We start from the raw sequence: 16,928 nt of genomic DNA on the forward strand, positions 1-16,928 counted from the left end.
TCGGTGGATGAACTCATGAAAGCACTGCAATTCGATAAAACCGGCGAGCTGTCGTCCCTGCGCTTCGTCGAGGTGCCGACGCCGGTGCCGGGGGCCGACGAGGTGCTGGTGCAGATCAAGGCGGCGGGCCTCAATCCCAGCGACGTGAAGAACGTGCTCGGGCGCTTCCCGTACACCACGCTGCCACGTATTCCCGGTCGGGATTTTGCCGGTGTCGTGGTCGAAGGGCCGCAGGCGTTGATCGGTCAGGAAGTCTGGGGCACTGGGCGTGAGTTGGGCTTTTTCGCCGATGGCTCCCATGCGCAGTTCGTCAAACTGCCGGCCAATGGCGTGGCGCACAAGCCTTCGCATTTGAGCTTCACTCAGGCTGCCAGCCTCGGCGTGCCTTACACCACGGCGTGGGATGCGCTGGAACGCAGTCTGGTCAGCGCTGAAACCCGTTTGCTGGTGATCGGCGGCGGGGCGGTGGCGACGGCGGCTCTGGCGCTGGCCAAAGTGCGTGGCGCGCAGTTGCTGGCGGCGGCGCGGCGGCCGGAGCAGGTCAAGGACTTGCAGGCTCAGGGTTATCAGACGATTCAGCTGGATAAACCCGAAGATCTGGGTGCACAGGTCAACGCGGTGTACCGCGGTGGCGCCGATGTGATCTTCGACACCACCGGTTTCTGGCTGCCGGTCTCAGTCGCGGCATTGGCGCCCTTCGGGCGGATCGCGATCATCGCTGCGCCAGTGGACGGCCATGTACAACTGCCGGCGCTGGCCCTGTATCGCAAGGGTGGCTCCGTGGTCGGCATCAACTCGTTGCTGTACGGCGTTGAAGCCTGTGCGGCGATGCTCGAGCAGTTCGGCCGGTTCTTCGACGAAGACCTGCTGCCACTGCCGCAAGGACTGGTCGAAGCACCGTTGGCCGAAGGGCTGGCGCGCTATGCGGATGTGAATCAGGGCAGCGGTGACAAAGTGATTCTTATCCCCTGACCTTCGCTGTTATCCATGTCATCACAAAGCCCTGTGGGAGCGCGTTCGCACCCACAGGGCTTTGTGGGTTTCAGGACTGCGGGATGCCGTTTTCCCACGCCGACCAGTGCTTCAGGATGTCCTGCACCAACGGATTGCCCGCGCGGTAGAGGTTTTCCAGGGCCGGCACAAATCCGCCCTGATCGGCGTACTTGAGCAGGTTGTCCACTTCGCTGCCGCCCGGCGCCGGACGGTCGAAGTCAGAGCCGGCGCGCACCACGGCCAGACGCTGCACGTCCACCAGGCCCTCGCGGCTGGCGCGCAACAAAGCCTCGTAGGTGGAGTTGTCTTCCTGTTGGGTGGTGCAGTACTCGCCCTTGTTGTCGGTCAGCAATTTGGTCCAGACCTCGGCGCGTTCGCTCAGGCGTGTGCCGGAGAACCAGGTGTTGCCCGCCAGCGTGTCGCAACGGGTGACCACCGGCGGTTGATTGGCCGGTGCTGCCGGGTATTTCAGGCGCCACGCGGCCGACTCCTTGCTCTCGCTCAGTCCGACCTTGTGGCTCAGGGCGAAGGCCTTGGCTTGCAGTTTCGGGTTGAGTTCGAAGACTTCGGTCTTGTAGTCCAGCGGTGGTTTTTCGTTCGGGCCTTTGGTGTTGATGCCGAGGTAACCGGTCGGCCAACTCGATGGCGCATCGCGCGAATCCAGTTCCCACTGAGTGCCGAACTCGACCAGATAATGCGCCCAGGCGGCGGTGCCGATGGTCCCGTGCTTGGGGCTGATGCCGGCAATCCCGGCAATCAGGAAGTAGCTTTTGCGCAGGTCGAACTTCGGTGACAGCGCCAGTGCCAGGGTCGAAGCGGCGGCGTTGGTCTGGCCCATGCCCGTGGTCATCAGGCACACCTGCTGCGTGTTGCAGCGGATGGTCGGGTACTCGGCCGACAGGCCTGGCACGCGGATTTCCTGCTTGAGTTCGAGGCGCTCGATCCAGTTTTGCGCTTCCGGGGCGAACATGGTGATCAGCACCACTTTCGGTTGAATAGGTGCCTCGGCCGCCCAGACGGAGGAGGAGAGCAGGGCCGCAGCGGCCAGTGATACATGCGTCATTGCTTTCATGATGGCTCCTGGATTCAGAACTGATAACCGATGCCGGCGTAGTAACCCCAGCCATTGGAACGTGCGCGGAAATTGCCGTCGCCGAAGTTCAGCTCGCTGCCGTCTTCCCAGTTGCCGCCGTTGTGGAAATAACGGCCGACCAGGGTGAAGCGCAGGTGGGTGAACGAGTACAGCAATACGTTGGTCGCCACTGTGGCATTGGCGGTGCGTGCCGGGTTGTCCTTGTGCAGGTCCGAGCCGAAGTCGAAGTTGGTGAAACCAATGTAGGTCAGCGAGGCACCGTTGCTGAATTTGTCGATCGGCACGATGTACTTGAGCTGCGCACGGTAGCCGTCCCACGAATATTCATTGCTGGCGCCGTAGTTTTCCCACTGGTAGCGCCCGTACAGGTTGGCCGACAGGTTGACCCGCGAGTGGGTGTCGATGTCGGTACCCAAACCGCTGTACAGCGTGTTGGCGCGGTTTTCCTTGCGGCTGCCGTGGTCGTAGATCCAGTCGAACGCCACGTACCATTCCTTGAACGGTCCGATGGCCAGGCTGCGGCCGGCGAGGTAGTCGATGGAGATGCGCGGTTCGTGTTCCATGAACACCGGTGAGCCGTGGTCCCATACGCCTTTGTCGTGGCTGTTGCCGATGTTGAAGATCTTCGGAATGTCGATGTAGCCGTACAGCTCGAACGGCCCTTTACGCCCGAAGTATTCATATTCCAGGTAGATATCGTCGGCCGGTTGCGGGCCGAAGCTGATGTCCTTGCTGCCGATCAGCATCAGGTCCTGGTTGTACCAGTCCGACAGGTACGCGCCTTTTTTCGGCGGGCTGGCTTCGGGGCTGAGGGCTTCGCCCTGGGCCGATTCTTCGGGCAGGGCAGGTTGGGCAAGTACGCTGTGACTGAGAAATCCGGTAACGCCAGCCAGTAGAAAAGAAACAGCAAACGGGTGCGCACCACGACGTCGGCGGCAGAAAGATGCGTGCATTCAAAGTCCTTTTTGCGAATCCGGGCCCGGAATGACTGGGCCTATATGGTTTTGTAACGAAAATGCGCTCAACAGCGAATAGCAAACGTTTGCACAAGCCGTACCAGATTGCGCAATACGCTGAAAAAACGGCCAAATCGAAGATTTATCTGGCCACTCGGTCAAGTGCCGTCGGCCTTCCGTGAAAAGGCCGAAAACCCATGCTCAGAACAGTCCGAAGTATCACTGCGAGGGCTTATCGCACAAAAGTATTAACACTATTTAACCGGTGCCCCATTGGAGGGCATCAACTAGCGTGTGTCTGGAACGCGGCAGTTATCTGATGACTGTCATACACCTGATTGGCGTGTGTGCGTTGTTGGTGCTCACCGTTGCTGCACGCTTTTCAAGGATGAAACTGGCCACGAAAGGAGTCGCCCGTGGAAGCAAGGTTTGGTGTCGATCTCGTCTCGCGTTTTTCCCCACTTTCCCTTGCAGTGCACTTGAGTGTCGCCGGGTTCCTCTTCGCAGGCGTCAGCATGCCGGCGCTGGCCACCTGTTCCACTGCCGGCTCGACGGTGACTTGTAGCGGGGTGCCGAGCCTGCCGTTGTTCCTGAACAATTTCAGCAGTGCCGCCAATGGCCTGACGGTCAATGTCAATTCCGGTGCACAGATGAACGCGACCCTCGGCGGCCACGTGATGGACTTGACCGGGGTGAACGTCAGCCTGAACAACTCCGGTACCCTCGACCCGGCATTGCTGGGGCTGGTTTCGGTACTCAGCGGCGGTGCGTTCATCGGCACCGGCGCGACCAGCACGGTGAGCATCGCCAACAACACTACCGGGATCATCCGCGGCACCGGCATGTTGCTCGGCCTCAACCTGACCAGCATCGACGGTCTGGGGCTTGCGGTGAACAATGCGGCGGCGGGCACTACGACCATCACCAACGACGGCACGATTACCTCGACCGGGCTGTCAGTCGGCGGGATTACCCTGGCCGATACCCCGGTGGTCGGGGTGTATGGCGGTTCGCAAGTCAACATGACCAACAGCGCCAGCGGCACGATCAATGGCCGGATCGCGTTCGAAACGTCGGCGGCGGGCAACACCTTCACCAACGCCGGCAACATCACCGGCGGCGTGTCGATGGGGGCGGGCAGCACCAACACGTTCTACGCAATCACCGGTTCCAGCGTTAACGTCGGCGACGGTGTGCAAGTCACCGTCGGCCTCGGTGGCCTGATCGGTATCAACCTGACTTTCGCTCCGACCGGCACGATCGATGGCGGTGCGGGTGGCACCAATACCCTGATCCTGCAAAACCCGATCGGTGTCGGCGGCGGAACCACCGGGACCGGTACGGCATCCAGCGCGACTTACGTCAACTTCAACAACCTGACCCTCAACAGCGGTACCTGGACTTTGCAGGGGCCATTGGTCAGCGGTGCCACCACTCTCAATGGGGGTGTGGCGCTGTTCAATGACAACGGCGCGTTCGGCAGCGGTGTGCTGACGTCCAATGGCGGGATCCTGCAGGCCAGCAATGCCGGATTGAACATCAGCAACCTGATTTCCCTTGGCGCTGGTGGTCTGACGGTACAGGGCGTGAACGCCACCACGCTCAGCGGCGTATTGTCCGGCAGCGGCGGCCTGACCAAAGTCGGCAGCGGCCAGCTCAACCTCAACGGGATCAACACCTACACCGGCAATACCGTACTCAATGGCGGTGTGGTGCAGGTGGGGAACAACCAGGCCTTCAGTACCGGCGGCATCACCGTTGGCGGCTCTTCCAGCATTTCGGCATCGAGCCCGATTTCGCTGAATAACGCGATCACCCTCAACAGCACACTGACGGCGACCGGCACCGGGGCCCTGACACTGGGCGGGCTGATCAGCGGCGCCAGCGGCCTGACCAAGACCGGCAGCGGCAGTCTGACGCTCAGCGGCGCCAACACCGGTTACAGCGGTACCACAACCTTGAACGCCGGCACCTTGCACGTGGGCAATAACAACGCTCTGGGCAGCGGGGTGCTCAACACCGCCGCCGGCACCAGTCTGGACAGTACCGGTAACGTGACCCTGGCCAACAACGTCGGTATCACCGGTGCGTTGAACGTGCTCGGCAGCAATGCCCTGACCCTGGCTGGCATCGTCTCCGGCACTGGCGCGATTACCAAGAGCGGCAGCGCCAGCCTGACCCTGACCGGCAACAACACCAACAGCGGCACCACCGCGCTCAACGGCGGCACCTTGTTCGTCGGCAGCAACACCGCCCTCGGCACAGGCGCATTGAACGCTGCGGCCGGCACCACACTGGATGCGACCACGGCGGTGACGCTGGCTAACGCTGTGGCGCTGGCGGGCGGGCTGACCATCGGCGGCACCCAGGCACTTGGTTTGAGCGGCGTCATCAGCGGCGCCGGCAACCTGATCAAGGGCGGTACCGCGAACCTGACCCTCAGCGGCAACAACACCTTCTCCGGCGGTACGGCGCTGAACAACGGGACGCTGATCGTCGGCTCCAACACCGCGCTGGGTACCGGCGCGCTGACCACGGCGGCGGGCACCACCCTCGATGCCAGCACCACCGTGGCGCTGAGCAACGCCGTCGCCCTCGGTGGCAACCTGAACATCGCCGGCAACGCCAACCTGACGCTTGGCGGCGTGGTCAGCGGCAGCGGCGGACTGACCAAGAACGGCGCGGCCAACCTGATTCTCAACGGCGCCAACACCTTCAGCGGTGGTGCCACGCTGAATGCCGGCACCCTGACCGTTGGCAACGCCGCCGCACTGGGCAGCGGCGACCTGACCGTCGCGAATGCCGCGACCCTCGACAGCAACACCTCGGTCATTCTCAACAACAACGTTGCCCTCAACGGCAACCTGTCCATCGGTGGCAGCAACGGCATGATCCTGGGCGGCGTGCTCAGTGGCGCCAGTCAGTTGATCAAGAACGGCACCGCCAACCTGACCCTCAACGGCGCCAACACCTTCACCGGCGGCACCGCGCTCAACGCCGGCAGTCTGACCGTCGGCAACGGTGCGGCACTCGGTACCGGCACGCTGACCGTGAGCGGGGCGGGCGCAACGCTCAACAGCAGCGCCAACGTGACGCTGAACAACGCGATTGCGCTGAACGCCAACCTGACTGCCGGCGGCGGCAACCCGCTGACCCTCGGCGGCGTGATCAGCGGTGGCAGCAACCTGATCAAGACCGGTTCTTCGACCCTGACCCTGACCGGCAACAATACCTACACCGGTGCTACGTCGCTGAACGCCGGGACACTGGTCGTCGGCTCCAACACCGCGCTCGGCACCGGCGTGCTCAACGCTGGCAACAACACCACACTGGACGCCAGCACCGCAACGAGCCTGGCTAACAACGTCAACCTCGGCGGCAACGTGACCATCGGCGGCAGTAACGCGCTGACCCTCGCGGGCGTGGTCTCCGGTGTCGGTGGCCTGACCAAGAGCGGCCCCGCCGACCTGATTCTCAACGGCGCCAACACCTACTTCGGCAACACTGCACTCAACGTCGGCAAGCTGATTGTCGGCAGCAATACCGCGCTCGGCAGCGGCGCATTGAACGCAGCGGCGGGCACCACGCTGGACACCAACACCGCCGTCACGCTGGGCAACCAGGTCAACCTGGCCGGTGCGATGAACGTGGGTGGCAGCGCAGACCTGAGCCTCACCGGTACCGTCGCCGGTGCCGGCAGCCTGGTGAAAAACGGTGCGGCCAACCTGAACCTCAACGGCACCAACACTTACGTCGGCGGCACCACGCTGAACGCCGGTACAGTGACTGCCGGCAACAGTTCGGCCCTCGGCACCGGCGCCTTGACCGTCGGCGGCGCAGCAACCCTCGACAGCAGTTCGCCGCTGGTCAGTCTGGCCAACGCGGTCGTGCTCAATGCGGCACTGAGCGTCGGCGGCACTCAGGATCTGACCCTCGGCGGCGTGATCAGCGGCGCCGGCCAGTTGATCAAGAACGGCGCGGCCAACCTGACCGTCAACGGCACCAACACCTTCAGCGGTGGCAGCACCCTCAACGCCGGTACGCTGACACTGGGTTCGGCCGCTGCGTTGGGCAGTGGCGGCCTGACCGTCGGTGGTGCGGCGACGCTGGATAACAGCAGTCCGCTCAGCCTCGGCAACAACATCACGCTCAATGCCGACCTGACCGTGGCCGGCAACAACGGTCTGAACCTCAGCGGTGTGATCGACGGTGCCGGCAACCTGATCAAAAGTGGCCTGGATGATCTGACACTTAGCGGCACCAACACCTTTACCGGTGCGCTGAATATCCTCTCCGGCAGCGTCAGCACCCTGACCAGCGGCGCACTCGGCAATACTTCCGGCGCCAACATCAGTGCCGGCGCGAGTCTCAACCTGGGCAGCAACGGCAGCCTGAACGGACTGAGCGGCAGCGGCAGCGTGCAGATCGGTGGCGGCAACACGTTGACCGTGGGTGGTGTCAGCAGCACCAGTACCTTTGACGGTAATCTCGGCGGCGGTGGCGGCCTGACCAAAGTCGGCACCGGCACACTGAACCTCACCGGCACCAACGGCATCACCGGCAACACCAACGTCAATGGCGGTACGCTGAATCTCAGTGGTTCGCTGGCCAGCAATCAGGTCAACGTCAACAATGGCGGTACCCTGACAGGCAGCGGTTCTGCGCTGGGCACAATCACCATCAACAATGGCGGCCATCTGGCGTTGTCTTCAGGCAACACCTTGTCGGCCGCGTCGCTGGTGCTCACCGCCAACAGCAACGTCGACGCAAGCCTCGCCACGCCATCGACCAGTTCGCTGATGAACATCGGCGGCAACCTGACCCTCGACGGTAATCTCAACGTCACCGATGCCGGCGGTTTCGGTGTCGGCGTCTATCGCCTGTTCAACTTCATCGGTGCACTGACCGACAACGGCCTGACCGTGGCCGGCGTGCCGGTGGGTTACGGCCTCGGCGACATCCTCGTGCAGACTCTTGGCAACCAGGTCAACCTGGTGGTGTCGGCGCCGAATACCAACCTGCGTTTCTGGGACGGCAGCCAGACAATTCCGAACGGCACGGTGGATGGCGGCACTGGCACCTGGGATGCCGGCGGCACTAACTGGACCAATTCCAACGGCACGCTGAATCAGACCTGGGCCGGCGACTTCGCGGTGTTCCAGGGCACGGCCGGCACGGTGTCGGTCAACGGCACGCAACTGTTCACCGGGATGCAATTCCTCACCGATGGCTACAACGTGATCAACGGTTCGTCGGGCTTGCTGACCGCCGTCAACGGTACCGGCGGCACCACGGCGATGCGGGTCGATCCGGGCGTGACCGCCACGGTCGGTGTGAACATCGACGGCAGCGGCATCCTCAACAAACTCGACGCCGGCACCCTGGTGCTCAACGGCGCCAACAGCTACACCGGCGGCACGCAACTGGATGGCGGCACCCTGGTGGTCGGCAGCAATACCGCCCTGGGCACTGGCGCGTTGATCGCCAATGCCGGTACACAACTGGACAGCAACACCGCCGTGACCCTGGCCAACGCTGCCACGCTCAATGGCAACCTCACCCTGCTGGGCAGCAATGCGCTGACCATCAACGGTGTCATTTCCGGTACCGGCGGCCTGATCAAGAACGGCGCGGCCAGCCTGACCCTCGGCGGCAACAACGCTTTCCTCGGGCCGGTGGCACTGAACGCGGGCGGTCTGATTCTGGCGTCGAACAGCGCGCTGGGCTCGGCCACCCTGAACGCGGCGAACGGCACCACTCTGGATGCCAGCGGCGCCTTCAGCGCGGGTAACGCGATCAACCTGGCGGGCAACCTTGGCATCGTCGGCAGCAACGATCTGACGTTGAGCGGTGCGATCAACGGCGCCGGCAGCCTGACCAAGAACGGCGCGGCCAACCTGATCCTGAGTGGGTCCAACAACTTCCTTGGCGGCGTCACCCTCAATGCCGGCACCTTGACCGCCGGTAGCAACGGCGCCCTCGGTCTGGGCAACCTGACGGTGGCCGGTGCGTCGGCGCTGGACAGCAACACCTCGGTGTCGCTGGGCAACAACGTGGTGCTCAACGCCAACCTGACCAACATCGGCAACAGCGACGTGGCCCTCAGTGGTTTAGTCAGCGGAACCGGTGGCCTGATCAAAAATGGCGCGTCCAACCTGACCCTCAACGGCATCAACACCTACAGCGGCGGCACCACGCTGAATGCCGGCACCGTGACCCTCGGTAGCTCGGCGGGCCTGGGTTCCGGTGCGGTGACCGTGGCGGGTGCGTCGACCCTCGACACCACGGCGCCGCTGGTGCTGGCCAACAACCTCAACGTCAATGCCAACCTGAGCGTGGCCGGCAACAACAACCTGACGCTCGGCGGCGTGATCGCCGGCGCGGGCACACTGACCAAGAACGGTCTGGCCGACCTGACGCTGACCGGCAACAACACCTTCAGCGGCACCTTCGACGTGCAGGCCGGCAGCCTCACCACCCTGGGCAACTCGGCACTGGGCAGCAACGCCGGGGTCAATCTCGGCGCTGCGGCGACCCTCAACCTCGGCGGCTCCGGCAGCCTCGCCAGCCTGACCGGCAGCGGTACCGCATTGATCGGCGGCGGCAACACCCTGAGCATTGGCGGCAACAACGCCAGCAGCATTTTCGACGGTGTGCTCACCGGCACCGGCGAACTGAGCAAACTCGGCACCGGAACGCTGACCCTGACCGGCCTCAACAGCCTGACCGGCAACACCACGGTCAACGCCGGCACCTTGAACGTCAGCGGTTCGCTGGACAGCGCCAGCGTACTGGTTAACAGCGGCGGCACCCTGACCGGCGGCGGCTCGCTCGGCGGGGCGGTGACCGTGGCGGATGGCGGTCATCTGGCCGGCGCCACCGGCAGCACCCTGTCGGTGAACTCGCTGGTGTTCAACGCCAACTCCAACTTCGATGTTGGCCTCGGCGCACCGGTTTCCGGCGGCGGTAACGCGCTGGTCAACGTCGGCGGCAATCTGACCCTCGACGGTACCCTCAACGTCAGCGATATCGGCGGATTCGGCAGCGGCGTGTATCGCCTGATCAACTACACCGGCGGCCTGACCGACAACGGCATGCTGATCGGCACCGTGCCGGGCAGTGTCACGCCGGGCGACCTGACCCTGCAAACCGCACTGGCCAACCAGATCAACCTGCTGGTTACCGCACCGGGCGTCACCGTGCAGTTCTGGGACGGCAACCAGCTTGTTGCCAACGGTTCGGTCGATGGCGGCAGCGGCATCTGGGGCACTGGGACCACCAACTGGACCGATGTGAACGGCACCACCAACCAGGCCTGGACCAACAACTTCGCGGTGTTCCAGGGCGCGGCAGGCAACGTGACCGTCAACGGCGCCCAGACCATCACCGGTATGCAGTTCGTCACCGACGGCTACAGCCTGCAGAACGGTACGGCGGGTTCGCTGAATCTGGTCAACGGTTCGCTGGGCAATGCCACCGTGCGGGTCGATCCGAACGCTACGGCGACCATTGGCGTCGCGCTCAACGGCGCCGGCACACTGGGCAAATACGACACCGGCACTCTGGTGCTCAACGCCGCCAACGGTTACACCGGCGGCACCGCGCTCAACGGCGGCAAGATTGTGGTCGGCAACAACGCGGCCCTTGGCACTGGCGTATTGACCGCCGCCAACGGCACGGCGCTGGACAGCAACACGGCCGTCAGCCTGGCCAACGATGTGGTGCTCAATGGCGGGCTCACCGTCGCCGGTTCCAACGCCTTGACTCTCGGCGGTGTGGTCAGCGGCAGCGGCAGCCTGATCAAGACCGGTCCATCGAGCCTGACCCTCAATGGCAGCAACACCTACAGCGGCGGTACTCAGCTCGCCGGTGGCACGCTGATTCTGGGCAACAACAGCGCGATCAGCAGCGGTGCATTGAGTGTGTCGGGCAACGGCACTCTCGACAGCACCTCGGCGCTGCAACTGTCCAACGCCATCAACCTCGGTGCGCAACTGACCCTGGCCGGCAACCAGAACACCACGCTGATCGGTGCGATCACCGGCAGCGGCAGTCTGGTGAAAAACGGCAGCGGCGACCTGTTGCTCAGCGGTGCCAACACCTACAGCGGTGGCACCACGCTGAACGGCGGCAACACCCGTGGCGACACTAGCAGCCTGCAAGGCGCTATCGTCAACAACGCGGCGCTGACCTTCGAGCAGAACAGCGATGGCAGCTACACCGGCAATCTCACCGGCGCCGGCAGTCTGACCAAAACCGGTACCGGCGCGTTGCTGCTGACCGGCAACAACACCTTTACCGGCAACACGGCGGTGCAGGCCGGTACGCTCAACGTCAACGGTGTGCTCAACAGCGCCAGTGTCAATGTCGCCAGTGGAGCGAAAATCGGTGGCAGCGGTCATTTCGGCGGGGCTGTGCAGTTGGCCGACGGTGCCACGCTGCTCGGTGGCAGCGGCACGACGCCGTTGTCCGTCGGTTCGCTGGCGTTGTCGTCGGGAACCAACCTGGATTTCAGCCTCGGCTCGGCCGCCAGCTCCACCACCGTGGTCAACGTCGCCGGCAACCTGACCCTCGACGGTACGCTGAACATCAGCAATGCCGGCGGCTTCGGCACCGGGGTCTACCAACTGTTTACCTACGGCGGCAACCTGACCAACAACGGTCTGGTCTTCGGCAGCCTGCCGGTTTCGGCAGCCAACCTGACCCTGCAAACCGCACTGGCCAATCAGATCAACCTGTTGGTGCAGAATGCGCCGGGTGAGGTGCAGTTCTGGAACGGTGGCAAAACCAATCCGGATGGCACCATCGGTGGTGGCAACGGCGTGTGGGGACCCGGCACCAACTGGACCGACCCGACCGGCACCCAGGCACAGGGCTCCAGTGGTCAATTCGCGGTGTTCGGCGGGCAGGGTGGTACGGTCACCGTGCAGGGCAATCAGCAATTCACGGGGCTGCAATTCCTTGTCAACGGATACAGCCTGGTGCCGGACGCCGGCGATACGCTCACGCCGGTCAACGGCGCGGGCGGTACACCGGCACCGATCCGCGTTAACGCCGGTGCCAGCGCGCAAATCGATGTGCCGTTGATCGGCACTGGTGGTATCGAGAAGCTCGACGCCGGCACGCTGATCCTCACCGCAGCCAACACCTACAGCGGTGGCACCACCGTCAGCGGCGGTACGCTGATCGGTAACAGCACCAGCCTGCAAGGCAACATCATCGACAACGCGGCGCTGGTGTTCCAGCAGAACGCCGATGGCAAGTTCAACGGTCGCCTAAGCGGTACCGGTGCGCTGGCCAAACGCGGTACCGGAACCTTGCTGTTGACCGGCGATCAGCCGTTCAGTGGCGCCGTTTCGGTGGATCAAGGCGTGCTGCAGGTCGGCAGTCGTGCGGCGCGGGCTTCTCTGGGCGGGCAAGTGACCGTGGCCAACGGCGCGGGACTGAGCGGTAACGGCAGCGTCGGTTCGGTGGTCAACCACGGCGTGGTGGCCTCCGGTGGCGGTGACGGCACCTTGAGTGTGGCGGGCAATCTGACCAATGCAGCCGACGGTGTGCTGGCCCTGACCGTCAGTTCGCCAACCGCTACGCCTCTGGCCGTCGGCGGCACGGCAACCCTGGGCGGTGGCCTGCAAGTGAACAGCCTGGCGCCGTTCACCGGCAACACCGTGTATTCGCTGATCACTGCTGGCGGAGGGGTGACCGGCACCTTCAGCGCAGCCGATCTACCGCAATATGCGTTCCTCGACGCGGCGCTGGTATACAGCCCTGACGCGGTGAACCTGGTGGTCAGCCGCAACGGCAACTCGTTCGCCGACGTCGCCGCCACCGGCAACCAGCGCAACACTGCTTCGGCGTTGATGCGCAACGGTCCGGCGGGCGCTGCGTTGCAGAACGAAATCGTCAACCTCAGCGTGGCCGGTGCGCGTCACGCCTTCGACAGTCTGTCCGGGGAGATCCATGCCAGCACTGCGAGTGCGGTTCTTGAAGATTCACGTTTCGTGCGTGAAGCGGTCAACGACCGGATGCGTCAACCGACTTGCAGCGTGTCGGACGATCCACGCCGGACTCTGGCACCGAGCGATACCCAGTTGAGCAGCAACGGTTGCCACGGTGAAATGGTCGGCTGGGCCCGCGCCATCGGCGCCTGGGGCGACATGGGCGGCGACAGCAACACGGCGAAAGTCGATCGCAGCCTCGGCGGTTTCATGCTCGGCACCGACAAGCAACTGGACGATCAGTGGCGTGCCGGGATGGCCGCGGGCTACACCCGTGGCAATCTCAACGCCCACGATCGCAACTCCGATGCCAAGGTCGACAGCTACCACCTGGCGGCGTACCTGAGTTCGCAGTTCGATGCACTGGCCGTGCGCCTCGGCGCGGCCTACAGCTGGCACAGCATCGAGACCAAACGCGACGTCAGCGTCGGCAGCTACAACGACCGTCTGAAGGCTGACTACGATGCCCGCAGTGCCCAGGTGTTCGGTGAGGTGGGTTACGCCATCAATGCGGCAGGCGTGGCCATCGAACCGTTCGCCGGCCTGGCCTACGTCAACTACGACAGCGACACCGCCAAGGAAAAAGGCGGGGTGGGGCGTCTGAAAGGCGATGCCGATCAGGACATCACTTACTCGACCCTCGGTGTGCGCATCGGCAAGCTGGTGACCCTGGCCAACGGCAGTCAACTGACCCCGCGCGCAGCCATCGGCTGGCGGCATGCCTACGGCGACACCAAGCCGGATGCCGATTTGACCTTCATCGACGGCGGTGCCTCGTTCAGCACCCAGGGCGTGCCGATCGCCAAGGACAGCGCACTGCTCGAAGCCGGCGTGGACTTCCAGATCAGCCCGACCGGCAAGCTCGGCATCGGCTATTCGGGCCAGGTGTCCAGCGACAACAACGACAGCGCAATGACCATCAGCTTCAGCCAAAGCTTCTGATCATGGTCGAAGCACTTTGACCGCCCGAAAGGGCGGTTTTTTTTGCTCGGCAATCCCCTCTGCTAGAATCCGCCCCATTCCCAGCCAGAGGTTGCCCCATGAGCGAACCCATCCGTCTGACCCAATACAGCCACGGTGCCGGTTGCGGCTGCAAGATTTCGCCGCAGGTGCTGGAAGTGATCCTTGCCGGCAGCGGCGCACAGAACCTCGACCCGAAACTGTGGGTCGGCAACGCTTCGCGCGATGACGCGGCGGTGTATGAAATCGATGCCGAACGCGGTGTGGTGTCGACCACCGACTTCTTCATGCCGATCGTCGATGATCCGTTCGACTTCGGCCGGATCGCAGCGACCAACGCCATCAGCGATATCTACGCCATGGGCGGTGACCCGTTGATGGCCATTGCCATCCTCGGCTGGCCGGTCAACGTGCTGGCGCCGGAAGTGGCGCGGGAAGTGATTCGCGGTGGTCGCGCGGTGTGCGACGCGGCGGGTATTCCGTTGGCCGGTGGCCATTCGATCGATGCGCCGGAGCCGATCTTCGGCCTGGCCGTCACCGGTCTGGTGGAGAAACGCTTCATGAAGCGCAACGACACCGCCACCGCCGGGTGCCTGCTGTACCTGACCAAACCGCTGGGCATCGGCATCCTCACCACCGCGGAGAAGAAGGGCAAGCTGCGTAACGCCGACATCGGCGTGGCTCGGGACTGGATGTGCACGCTGAACAAGCCCGGCAGCCGTTTCGGCAAACTGGCCGGCGTGACCGCGATGACCGACGTCACCGGTTTCGGCCTGCTCGGGCATCTGGTGGAAATGGCCGACGGCAGCCACCTCACCGCGCGCATCGCCTATGACCGGGTGCCGCGTCTGGACAGCGTCGAGTACTACCTCGATCAGGGCTGCGTACCGGGCGGCACCTTGCGCAATTTCGACAGCTACTCAAGCAAGCTCGGGCGCGTGCAGGAACTGCACAAGCGGGTGCTGTGCGATCCGCAGACCAGCGGCGGCCTGCTGCTGGCCGTGACCCCGGAAGGCAACGCCGAATTCCTCGCCGTGGCCGCAGAGCTGGGCCTGAATCTGGCGCCGATCGGCGAACTGGTCGAGCGACAGACCCACGCAGTCGAGGTGATTTGATGCTCCGCGACTGCACCGATTACCGCGACATTTTCCTCAACGACCGGCCGCTGATGGATGCCCGCGCGCCGGTCGAGTTTCACAAGGGCGCGTTCCCCGGGGCGGTCAATCTGCCGCTGATGAATGACCTCGAACGACAAAAGGTCGGTACCTGCTACAAACAGCATGGTCAGCAGGCGGCCATCGAACTGGGCCACCATCTGGTGTCCGGTGCGGTGAAGGCCGAACGCATCGAGGCCTGGGCCGAGTTCGCCCGGGCTCATCCTGACGGTTATCTCTATTGTTTTCGTGGTGGCCTGCGCTCGCAGATCACCCAGCAGTGGCTCAAGAGCGAGGCCGGGATCGACTATCCGCGCATCGGTGGCGGTTACAAGGCACTGCGCAACTTCCTGATCGACACCCTCGAACAAGCGGTGACCCAATGTGATTTCGTGCTGCTGGGCGGCATGACCGGCACCGGCAAGACCGAACTGCTGGTGCAATTGCGCAACGGTCTGGATCTGGAAGGCCACGCCAACCATCGCGGCTCCAGCTTCGGCAAGCGCGCCACCGGCCAGCCATCGAACATCGACTTCGAAAACCGCCTGGCCATCGACCTCCTCAAGAAACGCGACGCCGGTATCGACCAGTTCGTCCTCGAAGACGAGAGCCGGGTGGTGGGCAGTTGCGCGCTGCCGCTGCCGTTGTATCAGGGCATGCAGCACTACCCGATGGTCTGGCTGGAAGACAGTTTTGACGATCGGGTGCAGCGCATCCTGCGTGATTACGTGGTGGATCTGTCGGCCGAGTTTTCGGCGGTGCATGGCGAGCAGGGTTTTGCGCTGTTCTCTGAACGCTTGCTCGAGAGCCTGAACAATGTGCAGAAACGTCTGGGCGGCGAACGCCATCGACGGATGCTGCTGTTGATGGAAGACGCACTGGCCGAGCAGGCGCGCAGCGGCGCGGTGGATTTGCACCGGGGCTGGATCGAAGGCTTGCTGCGTGAATATTACGACCCGATGTATGTGTTTCAACGCGAGAAGAAGGGCGCGCGGATCGAGTTTGCCGGAGAGCGTGGGGCAGTGATCGAGTATCTGCGCCAGCGGTTGAGTCAGAAACGCTGAAGCGAGAGCCCCGGCAGGGGCTCCAAGGCACTCAGGTCGGGCATGTGACCTTGCCGTTGTCCAGCCCCTGTTTGTAGCTGTGGCTCTGCAGGCTGGCCTTGCCGTTGTGCCAGGTCAGGGTCAGCACGTACAGTGAGTCATAGTCGCCAGACGCCCAATCCTCGGTGATGGTCTGTTTTTCGCCCACTGCCTTGCCGGCAACCTTGTTGATCAATTCAGGAAGGTAGCCGTGCGACCACGCGGTGTAGATGGTCGAGTTGTGATACTTGTCGGCAGTCAGTTCCCGGGCCAGGTCGCTGGTGTCGTTGGCCGAGAACTCGATGTTCACCGGCAGGCCGAGCTTGATGGCGGCGGGGCTGATGGTCATCAGCGGGCGAATGTAGCTGTAGGAGTTGTCCAGCTCGCCTTCCTCGACATTGCGAGTCGGGTTGGCGGCGAACACGTAGTCGGCCTTGCCGAACTTCTCCGGCAGCAGGGTCGACAGCTCGATGGCGCGGTTCAGGCCCTGGCAGTTGAGCTGGCCGAGCCCGCCCGCGGGTTTTTCCCCGTGACGCAGGAAGATCAGGGTCTGGGTGCCGTCCACCGGTTGCGCGCGGCTTTCGCTGGATTCGAGGGACAGGAACAGCGCGCTCACCGCCAGCAGCGAGGGCAGGGCCACATAGGCGCGATGTTTGAAGCGTCTGGCGACTTTCATCAAGTTCGTCATGAGA

7 protein-coding genes are annotated in these 16,928 nt (G+C 63.7%); 4 read left to right on the forward strand and 3 right to left on the reverse strand.

Annotated elements, in window-relative coordinates; genetic code table 11:
• Window positions 1-15 precede the first annotated feature (15 nt).
• On the forward strand, window positions 16-972 hold the full coding sequence (locus CAF87_RS25195) for a zinc-binding alcohol dehydrogenase family protein (protein WP_085733566.1): 957 nt from the start codon (window positions 16-18) through the stop codon (window positions 970-972).
• Window positions 973-1,042: 70 nt separating this feature from the next.
• On the opposite strand, the gene CAF87_RS25200 is transcribed toward CAF87_RS25195, so the two are convergent.
• Both CAF87_RS25200 and CAF87_RS25205 read right to left on the reverse strand, forming a co-directional pair.
• Window positions 1,043-2,065 carry a purine nucleoside permease gene (locus CAF87_RS25200; protein WP_085733567.1) on the reverse strand — a complete coding sequence of 341 codons (1,023 nt, stop codon included), beginning with the start codon at window positions 2,063-2,065 and terminating at the stop codon, window positions 1,043-1,045.
• A gap of 14 nt (window positions 2,066-2,079) precedes the next feature.
• On the reverse strand, window positions 2,080-3,039 hold the full coding sequence (locus tag CAF87_RS25205; RefSeq protein WP_085733568.1) for a nucleoside-specific channel-forming protein Tsx: 960 nt from the start codon (window positions 3,037-3,039) through the stop codon (window positions 2,080-2,082).
• A 419-nt stretch (window positions 3,040-3,458) separates the two neighbouring features.
• Between CAF87_RS25205 and CAF87_RS25210 the strand changes: the two genes are divergently transcribed.
• The 3 genes from CAF87_RS25210 (at window position 3,459) to mnmH (ending at window position 16,218) form a co-directional block, all read left to right on the forward strand.
• On the forward strand, window positions 3,459-13,982 hold the full coding sequence (locus tag CAF87_RS25210; RefSeq protein ID WP_085733569.1) for an autotransporter-associated beta strand repeat-containing protein: 10,524 nt from the start codon (window positions 3,459-3,461) through the stop codon (window positions 13,980-13,982).
• A 98-nt stretch (window positions 13,983-14,080) separates the two neighbouring features.
• The gene (gene selD / locus CAF87_RS25215; protein ID WP_085733570.1) at window positions 14,081-15,115 is read left to right on the forward strand and encodes a selenide, water dikinase SelD; all 1,035 of its coding nucleotides are present in this window, start codon (window positions 14,081-14,083) and stop codon (window positions 15,113-15,115) included.
• Window positions 15,115-16,218 carry a tRNA 2-selenouridine(34) synthase MnmH gene (mnmH, locus tag CAF87_RS25220; protein WP_085733571.1) on the forward strand — a complete coding sequence of 368 codons (1,104 nt, stop codon included), beginning with the start codon at window positions 15,115-15,117 and terminating at the stop codon, window positions 16,216-16,218. The genes selD and mnmH overlap by 1 nt, the downstream gene beginning before the upstream one ends.
• 31 nt (window positions 16,219-16,249) lie before the next feature.
• Here the strand turns inward: mnmH and CAF87_RS25225 are convergent, their stop codons facing one another.
• Window positions 16,250-16,924, reverse strand: coding sequence for a histidine phosphatase family protein (locus CAF87_RS25225; RefSeq protein WP_085733572.1), 675 nt, complete (start codon window positions 16,922-16,924; stop codon window positions 16,250-16,252).
• Window positions 16,925-16,928 lie beyond the last annotated feature (4 nt).

Origin of the sequence: Pseudomonas sp. R38(2017) (genome assembly GCF_002112395.1) — a bacterium.
Lineage (GTDB): Bacteria > Pseudomonadota > Gammaproteobacteria > Pseudomonadales > Pseudomonadaceae > Aquipseudomonas.

Excerpts from the sequence above, each read along its gene's own strand:
- CAF87_RS25195 (WP_085733566.1), top strand. The coding sequence starts at position 16 with ATGAAAGCACTGCAATTCGATAAAACCGGCGAGCTGTCGTCCCTGCGC.
- CAF87_RS25200 (WP_085733567.1), bottom strand. The coding sequence starts at position 2,065 with ATGAAAGCAATGACGCATGTATCACTGGCCGCTGCGGCCCTGCTCTCC.
- CAF87_RS25205 (WP_085733568.1), bottom strand. The coding sequence starts at position 3,039 with ATGCACGCATCTTTCTGCCGCCGACGTCGTGGTGCGCACCCGTTTGCT.
- selD (WP_085733570.1), top strand. The coding sequence starts at position 14,081 with ATGAGCGAACCCATCCGTCTGACCCAATACAGCCACGGTGCCGGTTGC.
- mnmH (WP_085733571.1), top strand. The coding sequence starts at position 15,115 with ATGCTCCGCGACTGCACCGATTACCGCGACATTTTCCTCAACGACCGG.
- CAF87_RS25225 (WP_085733572.1), bottom strand. The coding sequence starts at position 16,924 with ATGACGAACTTGATGAAAGTCGCCAGACGCTTCAAACATCGCGCCTAT.